The sequence below is a fragment of the Mesorhizobium sp. M0217 genome, assembly GCF_040321955.1.
Lineage (GTDB): Bacteria > Pseudomonadota > Alphaproteobacteria > Rhizobiales > Rhizobiaceae > Mesorhizobium.
Window position 1 is genome coordinate 172,102 of record NZ_JAMYSN010000001.1, and the last position, 22,944, is coordinate 195,045.

20 protein-coding genes and 1 pseudogene are annotated in these 22,944 nt (G+C 63.3%); 14 read left to right on the top strand and 7 right to left on the bottom strand.

Annotation, left to right across the window (positions count from 1 at the left end):
- Positions 1–251: 251 nt before the first annotated feature.
- Positions 252–1,548 (top strand): annotated as a pseudogene (locus NKJ18_RS00820) (glucoamylase family protein).
- A gap of 165 nt (positions 1,549–1,713) precedes the next feature.
- Here NKJ18_RS00820 and NKJ18_RS00825 read toward each other — a convergent pair.
- Positions 1,714–2,319 carry an NADPH-dependent FMN reductase gene (locus NKJ18_RS00825; protein WP_023671992.1) on the bottom strand — a complete coding sequence of 202 codons (606 nt, stop codon included), beginning with the start codon at positions 2,317–2,319 and terminating at the stop codon, positions 1,714–1,716.
- An 89-nt stretch (positions 2,320–2,408) separates the two neighbouring features.
- On the opposite strand from NKJ18_RS00825, the gene NKJ18_RS00830 reads away from it, so the two are divergent.
- Positions 2,409–2,777 carry a winged helix-turn-helix transcriptional regulator gene (locus tag NKJ18_RS00830; RefSeq protein WP_023683744.1) on the top strand — a complete coding sequence of 123 codons (369 nt, stop codon included), beginning with the start codon at positions 2,409–2,411 and terminating at the stop codon, positions 2,775–2,777.
- A 501-nt stretch (positions 2,778–3,278) separates the two neighbouring features.
- Here NKJ18_RS00830 and NKJ18_RS00835 read toward each other — a convergent pair.
- Positions 3,279–3,674, bottom strand: coding sequence for an acyl-CoA thioesterase (locus tag NKJ18_RS00835; RefSeq protein WP_023671995.1), 396 nt, complete (start codon positions 3,672–3,674; stop codon positions 3,279–3,281).
- A 224-nt stretch (positions 3,675–3,898) separates the two neighbouring features.
- Here NKJ18_RS00835 and NKJ18_RS00840 point away from each other — a divergent pair, with 224 nt between their 5' ends.
- The 3 genes from NKJ18_RS00840 to NKJ18_RS00850 are packed head-to-tail and all read left to right on the top strand — an operon-like array spanning position 3,899 to position 7,640.
- Positions 3,899–5,515: a GMC family oxidoreductase gene (locus NKJ18_RS00840; protein ID WP_023724935.1), complete on the top strand. Its 1,617-nt coding sequence runs from the start codon at positions 3,899–3,901 to the stop codon at positions 5,513–5,515.
- Positions 5,512–6,726 (top strand): mandelate racemase/muconate lactonizing enzyme family protein, encoded by a 1,215-nt coding sequence (locus tag NKJ18_RS00845; protein WP_352655117.1) that lies wholly within the window; start codon positions 5,512–5,514, stop codon positions 6,724–6,726. The genes NKJ18_RS00840 and NKJ18_RS00845 overlap by 4 nt, the downstream gene beginning before the upstream one ends.
- Complete coding sequence (locus NKJ18_RS00850; protein WP_023683741.1) at positions 6,723–7,640, top strand: NAD(P)-dependent oxidoreductase; 918 nt, start codon at positions 6,723–6,725, stop codon at positions 7,638–7,640. Before NKJ18_RS00845 ends, NKJ18_RS00850 begins: the two co-directional genes overlap by 4 nt.
- A 92-nt stretch (positions 7,641–7,732) precedes the next feature.
- On the opposite strand, the gene NKJ18_RS00855 is transcribed toward NKJ18_RS00850, so the two are convergent.
- Complete coding sequence (locus NKJ18_RS00855; RefSeq protein WP_352757665.1) at positions 7,733–8,671, bottom strand: diacylglycerol/lipid kinase family protein; 939 nt, start codon at positions 8,669–8,671, stop codon at positions 7,733–7,735.
- Between the two features lie 661 nt (positions 8,672–9,332).
- On the opposite strand from NKJ18_RS00855, the gene NKJ18_RS00860 reads away from it, so the two are divergent.
- Complete coding sequence (locus NKJ18_RS00860) at positions 9,333–9,650, top strand: hypothetical protein (protein WP_023724937.1); 318 nt, start codon at positions 9,333–9,335, stop codon at positions 9,648–9,650.
- Positions 9,651–9,687: 37 nt separating this feature from the next.
- On the opposite strand, the gene NKJ18_RS00865 is transcribed toward NKJ18_RS00860, so the two are convergent.
- Complete coding sequence (locus tag NKJ18_RS00865; protein ID WP_156933370.1) at positions 9,688–10,320, bottom strand: hypothetical protein; 633 nt, start codon at positions 10,318–10,320, stop codon at positions 9,688–9,690.
- Between the two features lie 286 nt (positions 10,321–10,606).
- Here NKJ18_RS00865 and NKJ18_RS00870 point away from each other — a divergent pair, with 286 nt between their 5' ends.
- The 3 genes from NKJ18_RS00870 (at position 10,607) to NKJ18_RS00880 (ending at position 12,730) form a co-directional block, all read left to right on the top strand.
- Positions 10,607–11,122 carry a hypothetical protein gene (locus tag NKJ18_RS00870; RefSeq protein ID WP_352757667.1) on the top strand — a complete coding sequence of 172 codons (516 nt, stop codon included), beginning with the start codon at positions 10,607–10,609 and terminating at the stop codon, positions 11,120–11,122.
- A gap of 100 nt (positions 11,123–11,222) precedes the next feature.
- Positions 11,223–11,717, top strand: coding sequence for a YegJ family protein (locus NKJ18_RS00875; RefSeq protein WP_023741084.1), 495 nt, complete (start codon positions 11,223–11,225; stop codon positions 11,715–11,717).
- Positions 11,718–11,728: 11 nt separating this feature from the next.
- The gene (locus NKJ18_RS00880) at positions 11,729–12,730 is read left to right on the top strand and encodes a serine hydrolase domain-containing protein (protein WP_023691556.1); all 1,002 of its coding nucleotides are present in this window, start codon (positions 11,729–11,731) and stop codon (positions 12,728–12,730) included.
- Positions 12,731–12,758: 28 nt separating this feature from the next.
- Here the strand turns inward: NKJ18_RS00880 and NKJ18_RS00885 are convergent, their stop codons facing one another.
- Together NKJ18_RS00885 and NKJ18_RS00890 are read right to left on the bottom strand one after the other, a co-directional pair.
- Positions 12,759–13,736: a hypothetical protein gene (locus NKJ18_RS00885; protein WP_352757669.1), complete on the bottom strand. Its 978-nt coding sequence runs from the start codon at positions 13,734–13,736 to the stop codon at positions 12,759–12,761.
- Positions 13,737–13,782: 46 nt separating this feature from the next.
- Entirely contained in the window at positions 13,783–14,829 is a 1,047-nt protein-coding gene (locus NKJ18_RS00890; protein ID WP_352757671.1) for a CapA family protein, read from the bottom strand.
- A gap of 146 nt (positions 14,830–14,975) precedes the next feature.
- On the opposite strand from NKJ18_RS00890, the gene NKJ18_RS00895 reads away from it, so the two are divergent.
- The 5 genes from NKJ18_RS00895 (at position 14,976) to NKJ18_RS00915 (ending at position 22,244) form a co-directional block, all read left to right on the top strand.
- Positions 14,976–16,241 carry a hypothetical protein gene (locus tag NKJ18_RS00895; protein WP_352757673.1) on the top strand — a complete coding sequence of 422 codons (1,266 nt, stop codon included), beginning with the start codon at positions 14,976–14,978 and terminating at the stop codon, positions 16,239–16,241.
- A 122-nt stretch (positions 16,242–16,363) separates the two neighbouring features.
- Positions 16,364–19,540: an excinuclease ABC subunit UvrB gene (gene uvrB / locus NKJ18_RS00900; RefSeq protein WP_352757675.1), complete on the top strand. Its 3,177-nt coding sequence runs from the start codon at positions 16,364–16,366 to the stop codon at positions 19,538–19,540.
- Between the two features lie 215 nt (positions 19,541–19,755).
- Positions 19,756–20,091: a hypothetical protein gene (locus tag NKJ18_RS00905; protein WP_023728225.1), complete on the top strand. Its 336-nt coding sequence runs from the start codon at positions 19,756–19,758 to the stop codon at positions 20,089–20,091.
- A 305-nt stretch (positions 20,092–20,396) separates the two neighbouring features.
- Positions 20,397–21,923, top strand: coding sequence for an ABC-F family ATP-binding cassette domain-containing protein (locus NKJ18_RS00910; protein ID WP_352757677.1), 1,527 nt, complete (start codon positions 20,397–20,399; stop codon positions 21,921–21,923).
- A 147-nt stretch (positions 21,924–22,070) separates the two neighbouring features.
- Positions 22,071–22,244, top strand: coding sequence for a hypothetical protein (locus NKJ18_RS00915; RefSeq protein WP_023672009.1), 174 nt, complete (start codon positions 22,071–22,073; stop codon positions 22,242–22,244).
- Between the two features lie 49 nt (positions 22,245–22,293).
- On the opposite strand, the gene NKJ18_RS00920 is transcribed toward NKJ18_RS00915, so the two are convergent.
- The gene (locus tag NKJ18_RS00920) at positions 22,294–22,908 is read right to left on the bottom strand and encodes a glutathione S-transferase family protein (protein ID WP_352757679.1); all 615 of its coding nucleotides are present in this window, start codon (positions 22,906–22,908) and stop codon (positions 22,294–22,296) included.
- Positions 22,909–22,944: the final 36 nt, after the last annotated feature.

Here is a 22,944-nt window from a genome sequence, read left to right on the forward strand (position 1 = left end):
ACGACGCCTGACAGGCTGGGTGACTTCACGGGGCATGCTCATGTGATGGATCGCAGCCGGATATATCAGGGGAGGACGGCCAGGCCAGATGGCAGGGCCGTGCATATGGCGGTCCAACCGATCTTCGCAGCCCCTCGATTTGAATTCGGTGCGTCGGCAGCGCCTTTCGCTATCGGCCCCAGCCTGCCCTCACCCATGATTGATCCGCTGGAAGAATGGCAAAAGCAGCCAAAGCCTCTATATCGATTGTCATGGATGCATCGAACGAACACGCGCTAAACGACGAGCTTCTCCAAGATATCCAGCGCCTGTCCTTCGAGTATTTTCTCAACGAGGCCAACCCTGCCAACGGCCTGGTCGCCGACCGCAACACGCCAACGTCGCCTGCCAGCATAGCCGCTGTCGGGCTCGCTTTGTCGTCCTATCCCGTCGGTGTCGAGCGCGGTTTCATGACGCGCGATGCCGCAATCGAGCGGACGCTCGCCACGCTTCGCTTCTTCTGGAACGCCCCGCACGGGCCGGAGCCCGATGCCACCGGCTACAAGGGTTTCTACTATCATTTCCTCGACATGAAGACCGGCCGCCGCGTCTGGAATTGCGAACTGTCCACGATCGATACCGCACTTCTGCTTGCCGGTGTTCTGGCTGCCGGCGCTTATTTCGACCAGGACGATGAGCTCGAACTGGAAATCCGCAAGCTTGCCGATGCGCTCTACCGCCGTGCCGACTGGCGCTGGGCGCAGAACGGCGGCGCCACCGTCACCCATGGCTGGCGGCCTGGAAAAGGCTTTCTGCGCTACCGCTGGGAAGGATTTGACGAGGCGCTGATCCTGTACGTTCTGGGTCTCGGTTCGCCGACCCACTCGCTGCCGCCCGAGAGCTACGCAGCCTGGCTGTCCACCTATAAGTGGAAGACAATCTACGGCCGCGAGATGGTCTATGCCGGCCCGCTTTTCATCCACCAGTTCTCGCATATCTGGATCGATTTTCGCGACATCCGCGATGCTTTCATGCGCGATCACGACAGCGACTATTTCGAAAACAGCCGCCAGGCGACGTATCTGCAGCGCGATTACGCAATCCGCAATCCGAGGGGGTTCGCGGGCTATGGCGAGAATTGCTGGGGCGTCACCGCCAGCGACGGCCCAGGTCCGATCGCGCGGCGAGCCGATGGACGCCGCTTCTTCGGTTATCTCGCCCGCGGCGCACCGTTTGGCCCCGATGACGGCACGCTGTCGCCATGGGCGGCAATCGCCTCCTTTGCCTTTTGCGCCGGAAATCGTGCTGCCGGCGCTGCGCCATTTCCACGAGATGGACCTGCGCGACGGCAACCCTTACGGCTTCACCGCGAGCTTCAACCCGACGATCGCTGCCGACGACGGCCGCGCCTGCGGTTGGGTATCGCCGGACCATGTCGGCATCAACCAGGGGCCGATCGCCCTGATGATCGAGAACTACCGGTCCGACTTCCTGTGGCGATTGATGCGCCGCGTGCCGGCCATCACCACAGGACTGCGCCGGGCCGGGTTTTCCGGCGGTTGGCTGTGACAGGCGGCGATCCTTCGCGCGGGATCGTCAAGGCATCAGCGCGACCTTGCCGGTCCGACTCCACCATCCGGCCAAGGGAGCCGAGAGCGCCTCTTCACGTGAATGAAAAAGGGCGGCGCAAACGCCGCCCTTTGGAAAAATCATCGATCCTTGGGAGGATAAGGCTCAGGCCGCCTGGGCTTCGCCGGCAATCGCGTCGGCCTGACGCGCTGCCTTGAGCACGCGGGCCCACCAGGCAACGTCGTTGACCAGCGCCGTGGCAGCCTGGTTCAGATGCTCGATCTCCTCGAGCTTCTTCTCGCCCTGGCGCACCGCCAGGAAATCGCTCCAGGCAATGTGAACGGCGGATTTGACCGGCGCCATCTGCAATTCGACCGCGGCAAGACGCAAATGTTCGACAGCGCGCGAGCCGCCGACGCTGCCATAGCCGACGAAACCGGCCGGCTTCTTGTTCCATTCATTGGCGGCGTAATCGATGGCGTTCTTCAGCACGGCCGTCGGGCCATGATTGTATTCGGCGGCGGTGAAGATGAAGCCGTCGAATTCGGCGACCTTCTTTTGCCAGCGCTGGGCAACTTCGTTCTGCGACGGCGCCCAGGCGGACGAGGCGACCTCGTCGAAGAAGGGCAGCGGCCAGTCGCGCAGGTCGACGGTCTCGACGTCGATGTCGGCATGAGATTTCGCGATCTTGGCGATCCACTGGGCGGGCACATCGGCGAAACGCGCGGCGCGTGTCGAACCGACGACGATGGCGATTTTGGGCTTGGACATGGGGCTCTCCATATATGCAAAAGCTGGTATCGTTTGGATACCGGCGCTATATGAGATACTGACAAATGGCAGCGCAAGGAGGCACCGTTATGTTACTGAGGCACCCGCACAACACCGAAGACTGCCGCGCCGTCTCGGAAATCCTGCAGCGCGTCGGCGACAAATGGACCGTTCTGGTCGTCGGCAAGCTGGGCGGCGGACCGCTGCGTTTCAATGAGTTGCGCGCCGCTGTCGGCGGCATTTCGCAGAAGATGCTGACCACCACCTTGCGCGGTCTTGAGCGCGACGGCTTCGTCACCCGAACCGTGTTCCCGACCATCCCGCCACGCGTCGACTATGAGCTGACGGAGCTCGGCCATGAGCTGCTGGTGCCGGTCGGCGCGCTCGGCGAATGGGCGCGGAAGAACACCTCGCGGGTCCAGGCGGCGCGTGAAAGATTCGATGGCGTGCACGCCTGAAAACCGTTGCCCAGCAATAGTTTACGGATTTTGCCGTCGACGACGCGTACCCGGGTTTAACTGGATCCGCCCTTGCATCGTTGGTCACGCCATCGCGACATAGCTGCAGCGTTTCGTTCGCCGGGCGCATCATCATTTTGAGGCTGACGAGGTCTTCCGCTGACGGGCCCTCAGGCCTTTGACGCAGGGTTGCTGCAACACACTGCGCCGCACGTCTCTACCCTTGCAGACCGCTGGGCAGTCCGCTCGTTGCCAACGGTCCGGTCGTGCGTGCAGGCAACGCCTGGAAGCTCTTTCCTGATCTCGGTATAAGCGGTCGTGCCAAGCAGGCAGATCACCGCGACGAGGGCCGCCACGAGCCAGCCGTTCAGCATGTGTTGACGCATTGTCTTCCCTCCGCCGCCCGCAGAATCGGATGTGAAGGCAACCATTGGATGTCGCGCAGCGCATCGCCCGCGCGGGGGATGTTACATAAGCGCAAGCTTGGCAGAATCGACGATGTCAACTTTCGGTTGGAATCGGCTTCGGCTTGCCGTCGCTATCCAGCGCCACCATGACGAAATCGGCGTGGGTGACCTTCTCCATCAGGTCGGAGAGGTAGCGTTGCGCCCAGGCCTCGACCTTGAGCGTCATGGAGGTGCGGCCGACGCGCTCGACATGGGTGTAGATGCACAGCGTGTCGCCGATCTTCATCGCCTTGGCGAAGGACATTTCCTTGACAGCCGCCGTCACCACGCGACCCTTGGCCCGCTCGGCCGCACGGATGCCGCAGGCAAGATCCATCTGCGCCATCACCCAACCGCCAAAGATGTCGCCGGCCGCATTTGCATCGGCCGGCATGGCGAGCGTACGCAAGGTCAGATCGCCGATCGGCCGTCCGTCCGCGTAATGCACCATCTGCCGGATCCCCTGAAACGATTGCCCTCGATCCCCTAGCGTCATGGACCCAAGAGGTCAACGCGACGGGCGAGGCTCCCGGCGCAATGTCGGTTCCATGGCAGCTTTTCCGGCCAGGCGTCTCACGGTCGCATTTTTCACAACGCATGCCGGAAGGCACCGCGACTTCGGAAGCCTGCCGCGGATAGGCTGCAGCCAGTTTTGCGGAGCCGCCAACACCAATCATGCAGACCTATGACTTCATCATCGTCGGCTCCGGCTCAGCCGGCTCGGTTCTCGCCGACAGGCTGTCGGCTTCCGGCCGTTACTCCGTGCTGGTGCTGGAAGCCGGCGGCAGCGACCGCCGCTTCTATGTCCAGATGCCGCTTGGCTACGGCAAGACTTTCTTCGACCCCGCGGTCAACTGGAACTACAAGCCCGAGCCGGACCCCGGCCTTGCCGGCAATGTCGACCATTGGCCGCGCGGCAAGCTGCTTGGCGGCTCAAGCTCGATCAACGCCATGGTCTGGATCCGAGGCGCGCGCGAGGATTTTGATGACTGGCGCGATGCCGGCAATCCCGGTTGGGGTTATGACGATCTGTTGCCGGGCTTCAAGGCGCTTGAGGACAATGAGGCCGGCGCCGATAGATGGCGCGGCACCGGCGGGCCGCTGCATATCACCGACACGACGAACGCCGTCCATCCGCTGACCAGGCGCTACCTCGCCGCCGGCCAGCAAGCCGGGCTGCCGCTCAACCCCGACTTCAACGGTGCCGCCCAGGAAGGCGTCGGCACCTACCAGATCTCCACCAAAAACGGCCGCCGCATGTCGGCCGTGCGCGCCTTCCTGCGCCCCGCGATGAAGCGCAAAAACGTCCGCGTCGAGACGAATGCGCTGGCGAGCAGGATCCTGTTCGAGGGCAAGCGAGCCGTCGGCATCGAATATCTGCAGAACGGCGAGACCAAGACGGCGCGGGCCGGCCGCGAAGTCATCCTGTCCGCCGGCTCGATCAACTCGCCGCAGCTCTTGCAACTGTCCGGCGTCGGCCCCTCGTCACTGCTCAAGGGGCTTGGCATCCCGGTCGTCCACGCCAACGAAAATGTCGGCGCGCATCTGCAGGACCATGTCGGCATCAACTATACCTTCAAGGGAAACGTGCCGACGCTCAACCAAATCCTGCGGCCCTGGTGGGGCAAGCTGCTGGTCGGCATGCAGTACATCCTCACCCGCTCCGGCCCGCTGTCGCTGTCGATGAACCATGGCGGCGGCTTCTTCCGAACCGACCCGGCGTTTTCGCGCCCCAACATGCAGCTTTATTTCCAGGCTTTCTCGACCGTCATTCCGAAGAGCGGCGAGCGGCCGATCCTGACGCCGGATCCGTGGCCGGGCTTTTCCATCGGCCTCTCCAACTGCCGCCCGTCCAGCCGCGGCGAGATCATGATCCGCTCCAGCAATCCGCTGGACTATCCCAGGATCGTAGCCAACGCCTATTCCACCAACGCCGATGTCGACGAGATGCTGGCGGCGGTGAAATTCGTGCGCAAGATAGCCTCGATGCCCGCCATGGCCGAGATCATCACTGAGGAGGTTTTGCCGGGCCCATCGATCCAATCGGATGCCGACCTGATCCAGGATTTCAGGAAGCGCTCAGGCACCGTCTATCACCCGGTCTCGACCTGCCGCATGGGGCCGGACGCCGGGGCCGCCGTCGTCGACCCGCGCCTGAAAGTGCACGGGCTCGAAGGTCTGCGTGTCATCGACGCCTCGATCTTTCCCGCCAACATCACCGGCAACACCAACGCCGCCTCGGTCATGACCGGATGGAAGGGCGCCGAACTGGTTCTGGAGGACCAAAAATGAAGATCACCGACGTCAAGACCTGGGTAGTCGGCAACCCGCCGCCCGGCATCGGCGGCAAGTATTTCATCTTCGTCAAGCTGACCACCGATGGCGGCGTGGTCGGTTACGGCGAGGCCTACAACGCCACCTTCTCGGCTCACATAACGGCCAAGCTGGTCGAGGACATGGCCGAGCGTTACCTGATCGGCCACGATCCGCATGACATCGAGACCTTCTTCCGCCGCGCCTATTCCTCAGGATTTACCCAGCGCCCCGACGTTACCGGCATGGGCTGTTTCTCGGCGCTGGAAATGGCCTGCTGGGACATTGTCGGCAAGGAAGCCAACAAGCCGGTCTACAAATTGCTCGGCGGCCAGGTGCATGAGACGCTGCGCTCCTACACCTATCTCTATCCGCACACCGGCAGCGTCCATTCGGAAGACGCGCCGGACGGCAGGAACGTCTACAATGACCCCGAATTGGCGGCCGCCTGCGCGCTCGAATATGTCGAGCAGGGGTTCAACGCCGTCAAGCTCGACCCGGCCGGACCTTATACCGCCTTCGACGGCCACCAGCCGCGCCTGATCGACATCGATGTCTCCACCCGCATGGTCAAGGCGATCCGCGAAGCGGTCGGCACCCGCGCCGATATTCTGTTCGGCACGCATGGCCAGTTCACCGCGTCGGGTGCGCTGCGCATGGCACGAGCCATCGAGCCCTACGATCCCTTGTGGTTCGAAGAGCCGGTCCCGCCGGACATGCCCGAAGTGATGGCGCATGTCGCCCGCGGCACCTCGATCCCGATCGCCACCGGCGAGCGGTTGACCACGAAGTTCGAATTCGCTCGCGTGATCGAGAACCGCGCCGCCACCATCCTGCAACCGGACCTTGGCCGCTCAGGCGGCATTCTCGAAACCAAGAAGATCGCCGCCATGGCCGAGGCCTACCACATCCAGATCGCGCCGCACTGCTATTGTGGGCCGATCGTTGGCGCCGCCAACATCCAGCTGGCGGTGACGCTGCCCAATTTCCTCATCCTGGAATCGCTGAAGCAGTGGGACGGCTTCCACGCGACACTGCTCAAGAAGAAGATCGAATGGCAGGACGGCAATGTCATTCCATCGAAGGAGCCGGGCCTCGGCGTCGAGCTGGACGAAGCGGTCTGCGACGCGCATCCCTACACCGGCAAGGACCTGCATTTGCAGATGATGCAAACGCCGCTGATGCCGTGAGCGAACGCTACGCCTTCATCGGCCTTGGCCATCTCGGCGGCAACCTTGCCGCCAGCCTGTTGCGCAACGGTTTTGTCGTCATCGTCTTCGACCGCGACCCCGCCGCCGTCGAGCGCCTCGTGGCGCTCGGCGCCACGGCCGCGACCAGCCCGGCCGAAGCGGCGGCACAGGCCGGCAATGCCATTACTTGCCTGCCCTCGCCCAAGGTCAGCGAAGCGGTGCTGGCGAATGCCGGCGGCCTGCTCGAGGGTCTGCCCAGGGGCGGCTCCTGGATCGAGATGTCGACCAACGGCCGCGACGAGATCCTGCGCCTAGCCGCCCTCGCCGCGGCCAAAGGCATCGAGACGCTGGAGTGCCCGGTCACCGGCGGCGTGCATCTGGCCGCGGTCGGAAAGATCACCGCGCTTGTCGGCGGCGATGCTGCGCTTTACGAGCGCCATCGTCCGGCCATCGAAGCGATGTGCGCAAAGTCGTTCCTGATGGGTCCGGTCGGCTCGGCGGCGGTGATCAAGGTGATCACCAACATGCTGGCCTTCATCCATCTCGTCGCCGCCGGCGAGGCGCTGATGTTGGCCAAGCAAGGCGGCCTCGACCTCGCGCAATCCTACCACGCCATCGTCGCCTCCTCCGGCAACAGCTTCGTCCATGAGACCGAAAGCCAGCTCATCCTCAACGGCTCCTACGACATTGGCTTCACCATGGACCTGGCACTGAAGGACCTCGGCTTTGCGCTTGCGATGGGCAGGGAGTTCAGACTGCCACTCCAACTGGCGCCGCTTGTGAGTGAGATTTTCCTGATGGGCAAACAGGAATATGGCGGCGGCGCCTGGTCGACCCAGATCGTCAAACTGCTCGAGGATGCCGTCGACATGGATCTGCGCGCGCCCGGTTTCCCAGCCAAGCTGGAAAGCTAAGCCGGGTAAATATGTCCTGCGATTTCATGCCCTTGGCCGGTTCGCCGGAATCGCCGCTCAAACCACCTGAATCAATCCCTCAACGCCTTGATTCAATATCTCAGCGTCAGCGCTCCGGGCAGGATCTCAAACGTCGCGGGTATACGCCCCGGCGACTGGCCGTCTATGTCGACCAGCGCGCTATTCTTCTCGACATCGCCGATCGGTTCGACCACCACTTTCCGGCCGCGCAGGATGGTGATGGCGGGATGGTTACGATGCCGTCCGCCATAGAGCAGGCGGATGTCCCAGATCAGCTTGAGCTTGCCGGCCGCGCGCAGGATGACGATGTCGAACTGGCCGTCGGCGAGTTCGGCGTCCGGGGCGATCATCATGCCGCCGCCGAAGAACTTTCCGTTGGCGACCGCCACCAGCGCCATGCGCGCCTCGACCGGGGTGCCATCGTCGACGGTGATCCGGACATCCTGGAAGCGGTAGCGGATGAACTCGACCACGGTGCGCCAGAAAAACAGCGCCTTGGCCGACATCCTGCCCTTGCGCTTGTCGGCATTGACCGCACGGTCCGTGGCGCCGGACAGGCCGAGGCTGGCGATATTGATGAAGTGCCGGCTGGCCAGCGCGCCATGGTCGTCGATGTAGCAGATGCGCCCGGCATCGACCTTGCGCGCCTTGGCTTCGGCGATCCGCTTCAGCACCGCATCCACCTCTTTCGGCAGCCCGAGCCCGCGCGCGAAATCGATGCCGGTGCCGCAAGGCAGCAAGGCAAGTTCGGTTGTCCGGCCGCTCTCATCGAATGCCTGCAGCAATCCGTCGGCCACCTCGCTGGCGGTGCCGTCGCCGCCGGCCGCGATCACCAGCTCGAAGCCGCTTGCCGCGAGGTCGAGCGCCAGCCTTTCGGCGTCGCCCTCGGCCTGCGTCTCGCGCAGCTCGAATTCGCCGAAATGCTTTTTCAGCGATGCGGCGACCTCCGGCCAATGCCGTTTCAGCCGGCCGCCGCCGGCAATCGGATTGAGCACCACCCCGACTTTCAATGCGCACCCTCCCCGCACCGAGCCGATAGGCTCGATGCTTTGCCGGCATTGAAGCCCGCGCCAGCCGGCGGAGCAAGGGGCACAGCCGATCAGGCGCCAAAAAGCGGGCGGGCTGTCTAATGCAACTGGAGTCGAAATTCCGAGCTTTGTGGCAAACGATCCCCGATAATCCCGTTATCCACAGGCTCACGCCCATTCCCCAAAACCCTTACCCGGCGTAAGTTTAACCCATCTCAGGCGGCTACCGATCGCCACGCCGAAAGGCAAAGCGAAAAGGCGGATTTCCTGAGGCCCGTACGGCCCGAAGCGAGAGCAGGCTTGCTTGTTCGAGGGACGGATGCCGAGACCTACGGGGCCGCGGAAAGCGTGCGAACGCCAACGGCGGACCGATGCTGCCATGAAGGACGGCGAAAACCTTCGATGGCGCGCTGGGCGAAGCTCGCAAGGGTGGAGCACGGCGTGGTCTGGAACGGGCACTGCCCTCGGGCGGTGACTGGCAGGACCGTCAAAATCAAGGCCGGCATGGCGCGACGACTTTACGGAAGTTGCTGCCGCGACCGTGTCCTGATCTGACAGGGAGGCGCTGGGAGAAATCCCGGCGCCGACTGTCTTTTGGGCTAAGGGTCCAGTCGGCGAAGCGACGCGTGAAGAAGCCGATACTTTGCTGGAGCGCGATTTCGGCGCTGACGGCACCATCTTCATCACCAGGCGCGATCAGCAATTCACCGACATGATCCCGCGCCTGATCGACAGAGGCGTGTCCTTCGTCGAGATCGGTGGCAATGACGCGATCATGCTCACCGTGCTTTCGGCGGCAGACTTCGCTCCGCCCGAAGGCGCCCGGGCGCTGTTCAGCCAACCGTTTCCGATCGATCCGGCCACCCGTCGCACCGGGCTGATCGTCGCCGTGCGCAAGCTGCACATCGTGCTGCCGGCGCTGTTCGAAGCAGGCGCGAGGCTTGAGCGCGTCTACAACTGAAGCCGCGCCCTGCACGCGGCCTGCCCGGCGGGCCGAGCTACTTCTTCGGGCCGATGCCCGGGACCAAATTGAGGCCAGCGTTTATATATTCCGGCCGTATGGCGCCGCTGATGAGCGTGAAGGTGGCGAGCATGATGCTGGCCAGCGCACCGTCATGCCATGGCCTGAGGGCCAGCGCGTTGACGGCATAGGCCCAGAATGGGAAGGCGAGCATCGACATGACGATGTTGGCTCCCGGAGCCTCCGCATTGTCGGCTGAATCGCTGACCGATTTCAGATACACCGGCGTCATCGCCAGCGCGACGATCAACATGATCCATGAAATGGTCCAGACGCTGATACCGGCCATTTCAATCTTATAGATGGCTGCCTGCACCTTACCCGGAATGTCCCCCGGATTGCCTTTGGTCTCTTCCGCCACCGCATCGGTCAACGCCTTGGCAACCGGCTGCTCAGTGGCATTGACCAGGATGGAGTTGACGAAGATGAAAAATGCCACGACTTCGGCAGGCACGTACTTCGCAACCCGGTCGAGATAGCCGTCGCCGCCTTTCGATCCTTGATCTTCTTTCTTGTCATCGTCGACGCCGAGCGGAGCATCGCCTGGAACGCCCTCGAGCGTTGAATCCCTTTTCGGCACAGGCTCAGCGGACCGGACAATTCTTCCCATGACAACCCCCTCCTATATTGTTGTATCGCCCCGTGAGTATCGTAGTAGAAAACCGGGCCAAGAAACAGTTGTCGCGGCCATAGCCGACAAGATTTATTCAGGCTTCTTCCTGCAAATGCATCACGCTCCCGCCCTATCTGCTACCGGGTGTCTCGAAATCCACCTATAGTGAGCCGTACCCGAAAAACGCATCCCCCGGCTCATCGCGTGATCGCGGCCAAAATCCCGCCTTGTTCGCGCGCGATGGAAGGACTGGCTGCCGGGGGGCAATCCGAAGGACAAGACCGTGATCAAGACCGCCCTTGTCGCCATGACCATTGTCGGCTGCGACTGCGACGCCAAGCTTTGCGAATATATCGGCGAGACGCCGGCGAAGTGGGGGACCATCGCCGACTGCGAGGCGGCGATGAAAAGCCAGATGCTGCACCAGAAGAACTTCGACTATCCGCTGGTCTCTGGCATCTGCCGCAGCAAGGGGTCGGCGTCTTCTTCGCAACTGGCGGCGGCCGCATCCCGCCCGGAACTGAAGCCCGCCAGCCGGAATGTCCAAACCCCGTTGCCGCCGGAACTGAGCCATCGGCCGAGCGTTCCCGTCGGCTCCCCGACGACGGCCATGGAGGCAGCAGCGGTACGGCCCGTCGCCTACGAGCAAGTGGTCGATGGCGGAACAGGCGTGCTCTACCGCACCAGGAACGGCTACGCCGTTGTCAAGACAGATCTCGGCCGCGTCGCGTCGGCAACGGTCGGCATTGCCAAGCGGTCCGCGAACTGGCTGGCAGGGCTGGTGCCGAGCGGGTTGTGAGCGGCCTGCCGTTCGGACCATACCACCCTGTCGCACTGCCGTTGAAAACTCCAGATAGATGCATGATGGTGTCAGCATCGACACGCAGGAGCGCCATTTCATGAAGCATGCAGTTCGAACCGTGTTGTCCCTGGTGCTGGCCTTGGCGCCGATTCCGGCCGGTGCGCAGGATTCCGGCCAGGGCGGCGACAAGGTTGTAGGCGTCGCCAGGGACGATCCGGACATGGCGGCGGCCATTGCGCAGGCGCGCGCCAGCCTCGATGAATTCCTGTCCTTGTCGGATGCGCCGCCAGCCGGGACAACCAGCTACAAATTGAAAGTCGAGGTCAGGGACGGAGACGCCTCGGAGCATTTCTGGATCATCCCCTTCCACAAGACCTCGACCGGATTTGCAGGAACATTGGCCAATGAGCCGCAAGCGGTGCACAATGTCGTGGCCGGCCAGGAACTCGAATTCAACCGGGACGATATTTCCGACTGGGGCTACACCAAAAACGGTCGCCAGGTCGGCAGCTTCACCGTCTGCGTGATGTTCAAGACGATGGCGCAAGAAGATGTCGAATATTATCGCCAGAACTACGGCTTCGACTGCTGAGGCGCGGCGACATGAAAGGGGCTGAATATCCCGGCGAAAAATGGAACGTCGTCTCGGCGGCCGATGCCGGATGGAACGTCGATCTCCTCGCCGAGGCGAAAGCAGCGGCACGGCAATTTGGTTCGATAGCGTCTGTGGCCATCCATCGCGGATCTGTCGTCGCATCCAGCGGTTCGGCCTCGAAAAAAGTCGTCATCCGCTCGGTCCGCAAAAGCCTGCTGAGCGCTCTAATCGGCATCGAGGTCAAGCGCGGACGCATTCGTCTGGACAACACGCTGGGCGAGCTCGGCATCGATGATGTCGCGCCGTCGTTGAGCGAAGCCGAAAAGCAGGCAACAGTCGGCGATCTCATCAAGGCTCGGTCCGGGATTTACCACCCGGCGCTCGCCGAATCCGAACAGATGAAAGCCGACCGGCCCGTCCGCGGCAGCCACCCCAGGGACAGCCACTGGTATTACAACAATTGGGACTTCAACGCCCTTGGCACCATCTATGAGAGGGCAACCGGCCGCTCCGTTTTTGACGGCTTCCATGCCGACATCGCCGTCCCGCTCGGCATGCAGGATTTTCACCCTGACGACGGCGCGTATTTGCGCGGCCCCGAATCGGAGCACCCCGCCTATCATTTTCGCATGACCGCGCGCGATCTTGCCCGATTCGGCCTTCTGTACCTGCGCAAAGGCAGCTGGCGCGGCACGGAGATCGTGCCGCGGGCGTGGATCGAAGACAGCACAAAGGCTTATTCGATCACTCCAGACGGAAGCGGCTATGGCTACATGTGGTGGACGACCGGCCGTGATGGCGAAGCCCAGTCCGAAGCCACCGTTCTTCGCAATGCGGATTTGCCCAGGGTTCGCTATTTCGCCCATGGCGGTTTCGGTCAGATGATCGGCGTCTTGCCGGCAGCCGAACTGGTAGTCGTCAATCTCGCGGTCAGCCGCTCCAGATCCGCCGAGGAGCAGCGCAGGCTCGGCGATATTGTCCGCCTTGTCGCGAGAGCCGCACCCGGATGAATGGCGGCTTGTTGCAATCGGGAACTGCCTAGCTTGCGGCCGCCTCGCCATCCGTCGCGCCGATCTTGCGCACCAGCGCCGCGGTCGCCAAGATCGCGCCCATATCGGCGATCATCGGGGCGATGTGCTTGGTGTAATCGAGTGGCACGGAAATGGCGGGCAGTTCGAAGAAATTCTTCGGCTGCGGCAAGAGCAGGAAACCATCGCTGCCATTAAGTGCCACCCGCGCCGGATCATCGCGCCATGTCTCGTGCAGCCATTTCAGCGCCTGCGCCAACCGGCCGCTCACCAGCGGCTGCGCGGCGGCGACATTGTCGGTGCGAAATTCGTAGTCGCCGTCGAGCAGCGGATCGCCGCTGGACAGTTCCTGCATCTTGCCGGCGAAGATGCCGCGGAAGAAACCGACCACCGCGTTGCTGCGGCGCGTCGCGACCAATATGCCGGGGAACGGCGCAATGGTCTCGAAGGCGACGACGACGCCCTTGAAGACCGTCGACGAGCCTTTGCCCGACCCTTGGCGCAACTCCGCCTCGTAGAGCTCGAACGGAAAATCCTCGTAGCGGCCTGATACGATGTCGTCGAAGCTCTGCCGGTTGAAGGCGCCGACCACGGCGCGCGGCAGCCGGTCGAAGGAATTCGGCGTCACGCTGTGCTGATAGCGCACATCCCTGATGAAGCCGAAGATGATCGGCAGCAGCGTGTCACGGAACGATTGCTGCAGCCGCGTCGCCGGCCTGATCGCCAGGAAGTACAGCAGCAGCGCCGCGAAGAAACCGCCGACATAGAGGAACACATGCGGCGTCGAGAACCATTGCTCGTTCAAGTCGGCGACCTTGTTGAACAGCCAGGCCACCAGCACGACAAAAACCAGCAGCAGCCCCAGAAACACCGGCACCCGCCAGCGCACCTGGCGGTAGGCCGAAGCCCGTCCAGCCTCATAGATCTCGATATTCTTCCTGATGCCGGCGACCACCGCTTCATCAGGCATGAACTCAGCTGCTTCCATCGCCCCCTCGCAAAGTTCGTTTATGCCTATAATAGCGGGAAAGTCGTCAGTCGCCAAAGATCGCCTTCAGCCTGGCTTCGACCTTGCCCTTCATCCGGCCAGTCAGCGCCTCGACCGGAACCAGCCGCTCATGCCCGCCTGCGCGCAACCGCATGAAGGCATGCATCCGGTAGCCGGCGATCGCGCCGCGCTTGCCGAGATCTGCGCTGACATCGACGACGAAAATGCCGGCGATGCGGCCGGGCCAGGGCTGCCGCGCCAGCGCCGTGCCGAGGAAGTCGCCAAGCCCGTAAGCCACGAGCGTCTTGCCGACCCATTGCACCGGCTGCACGACATGGGCGTGGTGCCCGGCAATCAGCCCCACGCCGTGACCGGCCAGCAACCTCGCCAGCGTTTGCGTTTGCGGCTGCGGAAAATGCCGGAACTCCCAGTCCCAGTGCGGCACCGCACAGGTGAGATCGATGTTCTTGTCGGCCGCGCCTCTCGGCCATGCCGCCGGATCGCTTTGCACCGACACACGCTCATTGAAAACTGCGGCGTCGGCATTGCGCCACAGTGTGAAAGCGGCAAAGCCGATCGTCAGCGGCCCGGCCTTGACCTGCTCGACCGGTCCTTTTTTCGCGGTGCCGACGGTGCGGATGCCAAGCCGCTTCAGCGCCGCAGCCGTCTCGTCGAAACCGGCGACGCCCTGGTCGAGCACATGGTTGTTGGCCAGCGACAGCACGAGCTTTTCACGCGCGATGCCTACGGCGGCAAGCGCCGCGGCAAGAAACCGCTCGCTCATCGCATGGTGCGTGCCAAGCCGCGTGCCGAGCGCCACGCTTGGCTTCTCGACGATCGGGCTTTCACAATTGCCGATCACCAGGTCGGCTGAGCCCAAGAGTTTTGCGATCGCCGGATCGCACTCCGGCGCACTATGGTTGGCCACCGCCGAAATATCGCCGACAAAGGCCAGCCGCACCTTCCGCCCTGGCGGTGGATCAATGAGTGTCGTTGCCGCGATCGGCGCAAAATCCCTGACATCGCCGCCAAGCGACGGCTTCAGGAAGCGCGGCAGCCATGACAGTTTGTAGGAAAGCGGATAGTTCGACACGCGACGCCCAATCGTTTGCCCAATCGGTTAGCTTGTGTAGACGGTCTGCCCGGGGAGTGTCGACCGTCAGTCCTTGAAACACTGCCGCCGGCAGACACGGCGCCAAATGCGTGTAATGTCTGCGCATCGCATAGTGGAGGGATGAGATGACACGTTTTGCAGGCCTGCTGGCGTCCGCCTTCCTCCTGTTGCTGCCGCTATCTTCGGCCCGCGCCGCCGCGCCCGAAGCGGCAACCGCTTTGTTCGAGGCCAAAACGGTGACCGAGCGCAACCGTGCGCTCACAACGCTTGAGTCTGCAGCGAAAGGCGATCCGGCGTCAGCCTATGCCGCCGGCGCCGGCGAATTCTTCACCGCGCTGGAAATCCTCGCCGGCGGTCTGCACCGCCACGGGTTCGAAAGCCCGCAATCCTTCATGCTGCCGCTGATGCGGCTGCCGATTCCGGACAATCCCGATCCCGAACCGCTGACCTATGAGCAGTTCCGTGCCATTCTGGTCGCCTTCCGCGACCGGTTGGAAGAGTCGGCGGTGACACTGGGTTCGGTGCCCGCGGGAGCCGATATCGGCATGGTCATCGACCTCACCCATCTCGGCATCGATCTCAACGAGGACAGCAGTATCACGCCGGATGAAAGCATCGCGGCGGTCATGGCCGCGCTGTCGCGCGGCGGCATCTCGTCGGACGCCGCCGCTCCCTCGCTCGCCTTCCGCTTCGACCGCGCCGATGGTTACTGGCTGCAGGGCTATGCCGAGTTCCTGATGGCGCAGGCCGATTTCTGGCTGGCGCATGATTTCAGGACCATGTTCGACGGCTCGTTCCACATGCTGTTTCCGCGCGCCAAACTGCCGCTGCAGGACATTCTCGTGCCTCCCGCCGGCGACATGGGCAGCAGCATCTTCTCATCGGAATGGCGCATCGCGGATTTCATCTCCATGGTTCACCTCGTCAACTGGCCGGTGGTCGAGCCCGAGCGCCGTCAAGCGGCGCGCCGCCATCTGCTCGAAATCATCCGGCTGTCGCGCGAGGACTGGAAGGCGATCCGCGCCGAGACCGACAATGACCGCGAATGGCTGCCGGGACCGCAGCAGAAGGGCGAGAACCCGCTCACCGGGCTCGAAGTCGGCGAGGAGCAGGTCGAGGCCTGGCTCGCCACTCTGACCATGGCCGAAGACCTTTTGGAAGGCCGCAAGCTGCTGCCGCATTTCCGCATCACGGCCAGCACCGGCCAGGGCATCAACATGAAGCGTTTCTTCGAAGAACCGAAGCCTTTCGACCTCGTGCTGTCGATTACCGGCCCGGCCATCGCGCCCTACCTCGAGAGCGGTGAGATCGTGACCAGCGGCGAGTTCGACCAGATCCAGCGCCAGTTCGGTGGCGGTGGGTTTTTGACCTTCGCGCTGTGGTTCAATTGAGCAGGCGGCCTGGCTTCGCGTAACACAGCTCCTGACACCCTTGTGTCAGGAGCTTCGACCCGCTTAGCGCCCTTCGCCACTGCACTCTTTCCATTTTGGCGGACTCTGCCCATATTTGGGGCATGGCCAAACTCTCTGACAAAAAGACACCGTCTCCGGCGGGTGACAACGGCGCTTCGCCGCCGGAGCGGCGCAGCCCGCTGACCGATTTCCTCGATGCCTCGGAACCTCTGCACAGAGGCGGCTTCGCCGAGGCGCCGCAGGCCGACTTCACCGGCGCGCCGCTGAGCGGCTCGATTGCCGACTGGGCCGAGCAGATCGAGCAGGAGGCCGAGAAGGAAGGCCGTCTCACCGGTAAGGGCGATGGTAGATCGCCAAAGTCCGCGAAAAAGATCCCGGAGCGGTCCGCTGCGCCCGGCCGCAGTTCGCGCGGCACCTCGATGGGCGGCGCGGCCACGGCCCGCGAACGCACCGCAGCCGGCCTCAATCCGGTCGCCGGCCTCGACATCTCGCTGGAAGACGCCGAGACCATGGCCTCGGGCAGCGTCACCGCCACGGTCGCGGCGCTGTCGGCGCTGATCGAATCCGGCAACCCCTTGCACAAGGACGGCGTGCTGTGGACGCCGCACCGCCCTGCCCGCCCGGAAAAATCCGAAGGCGGCATCGCCATCAAGATGGTGTCGGATTTCGAGCCGGCCGGCGACCAGCCGACCGCCATCAAGGATCTTGTCGAGGGCGTCGATAACAATGACCGCACGCAGGTGCTGCTCGGCGTCACCGGCTCCGGCAAAACCTTCACCATGGCCAAGGTGATCGAGCAGACGCAGCGCCCTGCTTTGATCCTGGCGCCCAACAAAACGCTGGCCGCGCAGCTCTATTCCGAGTTCAAGAAATTCTTCCCCGACAATGCGGTCGAGTATTTCGTCTCCTATTACGACTACTACCAGCCCGAAGCCTACGTCCCGCGTACCGACACCTTCATCGAGAAGGAATCCTCGATCAACGAGCAGATCGACCGCATGCGGCATTCGGCGACCCGCTCGCTGCTCGAGCGCGACGACGTCATCATCGTCGCTTCGGTGTCCTGCATTTACGGTATCGGCTCGGTCGAGACCTACACGGCGATGACCTTCCAGATGCAGATCGGCGACCGGCTCGACCAGCGGGCTCTGCTCGCGGATCTGGTCGCCCAGCAGTACAAGCGCCAGGACATCAATTTCGTGCGCGGCTCGTTCCGCGTGCGCGGCGACACGATCGAAATCTTCCCGGCCCACCTTGAGGACCGCGCCTGGCGCATCTCGATGTTCGGCGACGAGATCGAGGCGATCACCGAATTCGATCCGCTCACCGGCCAGAAGACCGGCGAGCTGAAGAGCGTCAAGATCTACGCCAACTCGCACTATGTGACGCCGCGTCCAACGCTCAACCAGGCGATCAAGTCGATCAAGGAGGAGCTCAAGCACCGGCTGGTCGAGCTCGAGCGCGCCGGCCGCCTGCTGGAGGCACAGCGGCTCGAACAGCGCTGCCGCTTCGATCTTGAGATGCTGGAAGCCACCGGCTCCTGCGCCGGCATCGAGAACTATTCGCGCTATCTCACGGGACGCCAGCCGGGCGATCCGCCGCCGACTTTGTTCGAATATATCCCCGACAATGCGCTGGTCTTCATCGACGAAAGCCACGTCACCGTGCCGCAGATCGGCGGCATGTATCGTGGCGACTTTCGGCGCAAGGCGACACTGGCGGAGTATGGTTTTCGCCTGCCCTCCTGCATGGATAATCGCCCGTTGCGCTTCGAGGAATGGGACGCCATGCGTCCGCTCTCCGTCGCGGTTTCTGCGACACCCGGCGCCTGGGAGATGGAACAGGCCGGCGGCGTGTTCGCCGAGCAGGTCATCCGCCCGACCGGCCTGATCGATCCGCCGGTCGAAGTCCGCCCGGCGAAAAGCCAGGTCGACGATGTCGTCGGCGAAATCCGCGACACCACGGCCGCCGGCTACCGCACGCTGGTCACCGTTTTGACCAAGCGCATGGCCGAAGACCTGACCGAATATTTGCATGAGCAAGGCGTGCGCGTTCGCTACATGCACTCCGACATCGACACGCTGGAGCGCATCGAGATTCTGCGCGATCTCCGCCTCGGCGCTTTCGACGTGCTGGTCGGCATCAACCTGCTGCGCGAAGGCCTCGACATTCCTGAATGCGGTTTCGTCGCCATCCTCGACGCCGACAAGGAGGGCTTCCTGCGCTCCGAGACGTCGCTGATCCAGACCATCGGTCGCGCCGCCCGCAACGTCGACGGCAAGGTCATCCTCTATGCCGACCAGGTCACCGGCTCGATGGAGCGGGCGATGGCCGAGACCAACCGCCGCCGCGAAAAGCAGATGGAATGGAACGCGGCCAACGGCATCACCCCGGAATCGGTGAAGTCGCGCATCTCCGACATTCTGGACTCGGTCTACGAGAAGGACCATGTCCGCGCCGATATCTCGCAGTTCACCGACGGCGCCGGTGCGATGATGGGCAACAATCTCAAGGCTCATCTCGACGCCATGGAAAAGCAGATGCGCGACGCCGCCGCCAATCTCGACTTCGAGAAGGCCGCCCGCATCCGCGACGAGATCAAGCGGCTGCGCGAGATGGAACTGTCCATCTCGGAAGACCCTCTGGCCAAATACGCCGACATGGAAAGCCCGGTCTCCGGCCGCGAGAAGGGCAAGCACAACAAGGGCGTGGCCAAGCACCGTACGGCTGAGGAACAGGAGCGTTTTCGCAAGTTCGACGACGCACGCGCGGCTGAAGAGGCGGCCAGGGCTGCCCGGTCCAACCTCTTCCGCAAGCCGGCGCTCGACGAAATGGGTGCCGACGGCGCCGTGCCGGTGAAGAAACCGCTGCTTGCCAAGCCGTCGATCGACGATATGGGGCCTGGTACCGACATGCCGACACCGTCAGGCGCGGTGTCGCGCTCGTTGTTCAAGAAACAGTCGGCGCAGGAAGCGCACGGCTCCGACTTCGGCATTCCGGGTGATGCCACCAAGCCGCTGTTCAAGAAAAACTCGCTGGACGAGATGACCGTGCGGCGGACCGAAAAGCCGGTCGAAGGAAAAGTGCCGGCCAAGCCAAACCCAATCTCCCCCCAAGTGGGGGAGATGTCCGGCAGGACAGAGGGGGGCGCGAAGGATCGCGACGATTCCCCCAAGCCAATCATTCGCCAGCGTGCTGGCATCGGCTCCTACGAGGACCCAGGCGATGCGCGTCGTGATAAGCGGCGGCCGGGGAAGACGGGACGGCCAGGAAAGTAAGCGCCCTTTCCCTTCTCCCCTTGTGGGAGAAGGTGGATCGGCGCGCAGCGCCGAGACGGTTGAGGGGTGTTCCAGCGGAGTGAGACGTTGGTGTTTTCTGGAACACCCCTCGTCCGACCGAGCTTCGCTCGGCCACCTTCTCCCACAAGGGGAGAAGGTAAGAACCGACCCGCTGCACCGTTGCGAATTTTCGACGCCGGCCACTAGAATGCGTGATGATCGTCACGCGCAGACTTCAGGAAGACGAGTTCAAGGCTTGCTTCGCCGAGCCCATGACGAACGTCACCGCCAAGGCAGAGGCTGCCGTGGACATATGGCCGTATGTCGAGGCGCTGGATCTCGATGAGATCGGCCTGCCCTATTTGAACGACGTCCACTATGTCTACCGGGATGCCCAAAACCGGTTCGATCAAGTTCTGATTGGCACCGGCAGGTTCAACGCCCTGCTTGTGATCGTTGTTGATCTTCACAGGAGCGCAGTGTTCGGACATTTCCTGCTGGATCCAAACAGGGAATACGGAGTGAGCGGAGGCCATCTGAGGCCCGTGTGACAGTAGCGGCCGATTGCCAACCGACCCGCCCACTTGCCACCACCCCCGCCTTTGGTGTAATCGCTCCGCACACTCAACGTCTTGTCTTGAAAGGAGGGCTGCGTGTCTATCGATCACCATCATCAGCGTGGCCCGATTTCTGCCCTGCGAGTTCGCTTGCAGGGTTGACCAGGGACATTACGGGTTTTTTCCCGTTTCGATTTTTTGGTCTGCCCTTCGTGGTGCGCAAAGCTGAGCCTGATGGCCGGCAAGCACACCGTCAAAGTGCATCCGGAGTTGTCTCCGGCAAGACCAGAGAAATCGCAATGGCCCTGATCAGCCTCAAATCCCTCGGCGTCACCATGAGTGCGCCGCTGTTTTCCAATCTCGACCTCACCATCGGCGCCGGCGACCGGCTCGGCATCGTCGCCGCCAATGGCCGCGGCAAGTCGACCTTGCTTAAATGCCTGACCGGCGCGCTGGAGCCGACCTCGGGCGACATTTCTCGCACGCGCGGCCTGCGTGTCGGCCATGTCGAGCAGTCGGTTCCGCCTGCCCTTCTTAGCCGCAGCTTCCATCAGGTGGTGGCCGATGCCTTGCCGGCCGAGCAGGCCGACAGCGAGATGTGGCGCGTCGATGTGGTGCTGGATTCGCTCGACGTGCCCGAGCCGATGCGCGAACGGCCGATGCAGGCGCTGAGCGGCGGATGGCAGCGGCTGGCGCTGATTGCCCGCGTCTGGGTCACCGACCCCGATGTGCTTTTGCTCGACGAGCCCACCAACCATCTCGACCTCGCCAAGATCAGCCAGCTGGAAAGCTGGCTGAACGCCCTGCCTCGCGAGGTGCCGGTGGTCATCGCCAGTCACGACCGCGCCTTTCTCGACGCCGTCACCAACCGCACGCTGTTCTTGCGCCCGGAGGACTCGCCGGTGTTTGCACTGCCCTATTCCAGGGCGAGGCAAGCGCTCGACGACCTGGACGCTTCGACGGCGCGCCGGTTCGAGCGCGACATGGAGGTGGCGCAGCAACTGCGCAAGCAGGCCGCCAAGCTCAACAACATCGGCATCAATTCCGGCAGCGACCTTTTGACGGTGAAGACCAAGCAACTCAGGGAACGGGCGGAGAAGCTGGAAGACGCCGCGGTATCGGCGCATCGCGAGAAATCGGCCGGCGCGATCCGGCTGGCCAACCGCGGCACCCATGCCAAGGTGCTGATTACGCTGGACGACGCCACGGTGGAAACGCCGGACGGCATGCTGCTGTTCAAGACCGGCAAGCGCCACATCTGCCAGGGCGATCGCATCGTTCTGCTCGGCCGCAACGGCGTCGGCAAGTCGCGTTTCGTCAACCTGATCCGCAATGCCATCTCCGAGCCTGACACGGTGCCGAACGTCAAAGTGACGCCGTCGACGGTGCTCGGTTACAGCGACCAGGCGCTGGCCGGCATCAGTGGCGACGACACGCCTCTGGCCATGGTCTCGCGCCGCTACGATGTCGGCGAGCAGCGCGCCCGTTCGCTGCTTGCCGGCGCCGGCGTTGTCATTGAGATGCAGGAGAAGAAGATCGGCGTGCTGTCCGGCGGCCAGAAGGCGCGGCTGATGATGCTGGCGCTGAGACTCGCCAACCCCAACTTCTACCTGCTCGACGAGCCGACCAACCATCTCGACATTGACGGCCAGGAAGCGCTGGAGGAGGAACTGCTCAAGCACCAGGCGAGCTGTGTGCTCGCCTCGCACGACCGTTCCTTCATCCGCGCCATCGGCAACCGCTTCTGGCTGATCGACAAGCGGAAGCTGACCGAAGTCGAAGACCCCGAGGATTTCTTCCGCTCAGTGGCTGAAACGGCGGGCTGAGGAACTACCACCATGGGCCGCACTGTGTTGCGGCCCATGGTTTCACATCTCTCAGAATATTTTCAGCGCTCTGTCGGATCGCCTGAACCTGCTGCGTCCTTGGGATGCCGACACGATGATGCCGGCTTCATCTGAGGAGAACGCATCATGTCCATCCTGTCATCCATAGGCCGCGTCGCCGCCCGTTACGCACAGAACCGCGCCCGCTATCGCAGCGAGCGCGAGCTTCTGGCCCTGCCGATCGAACTGCGCAAGGATATCGGCTGGCCGGAAATCCTCATCGACGCGCAAAACGGCCCGCGGATCTGCAGGGCGCCCTGACCATGCGGTCGGGAAAGATCGATGCAGGCCGCCGCGGGGCGACCGTTGCTCAGTCATGCGTATCGCCAGACAGCGGCGTCGCCTGCATCGATCGACGCTTTTCGAACGCCTCGAACCAGCGCGTCAGCCGCGCCCGCGCGCGAAAGGACGGCAGCTGGCGGAACGCCATCCAGGACAGCGTGGTGGCAAGCGCTATATGGCCGACATGGAGCGATGTCTCGGCGTCCAGCGCGCTTTCGATCCAGTCATAGCTGGCCTCGATTTTTTCCCGGTAGCCTTCGGCAAGCGCTGCATAGCGCAACTGTTCGGGCCGCCTTTCCGTCTCCCAGCGCAGGCCTATGCCCGTCTGCGCCAGGCCTTGGGCGACCGCCTGCAGCCGCAACGCCTGCCAGCGCGCTTCGCCGTCCTGCGGCAGCAATTTGCGGCCGTCATGCAGCGTATCCAGATAGGCGCAGATGACATCGGAATCGAAGAGCGGCGGCGCATCCGGCCGCAGCAGCACCGGCACCTTGCCGAGCGGGTTTTCGGCGTAGACACGGGCATTGCGCAAGGTCGGGCTGGTCTCGTGATGAATGACCTCGAGCTGGTCGGCAAGCCCGACCTCATGGGCGAAGACGAGCGCCTTGCGCGCAAAGGGCGAATGGGTCTGGTAATAGAGGATCATTGTCGTCTCAGCGGGTTGGAGAAGCAGTCCCCTTTT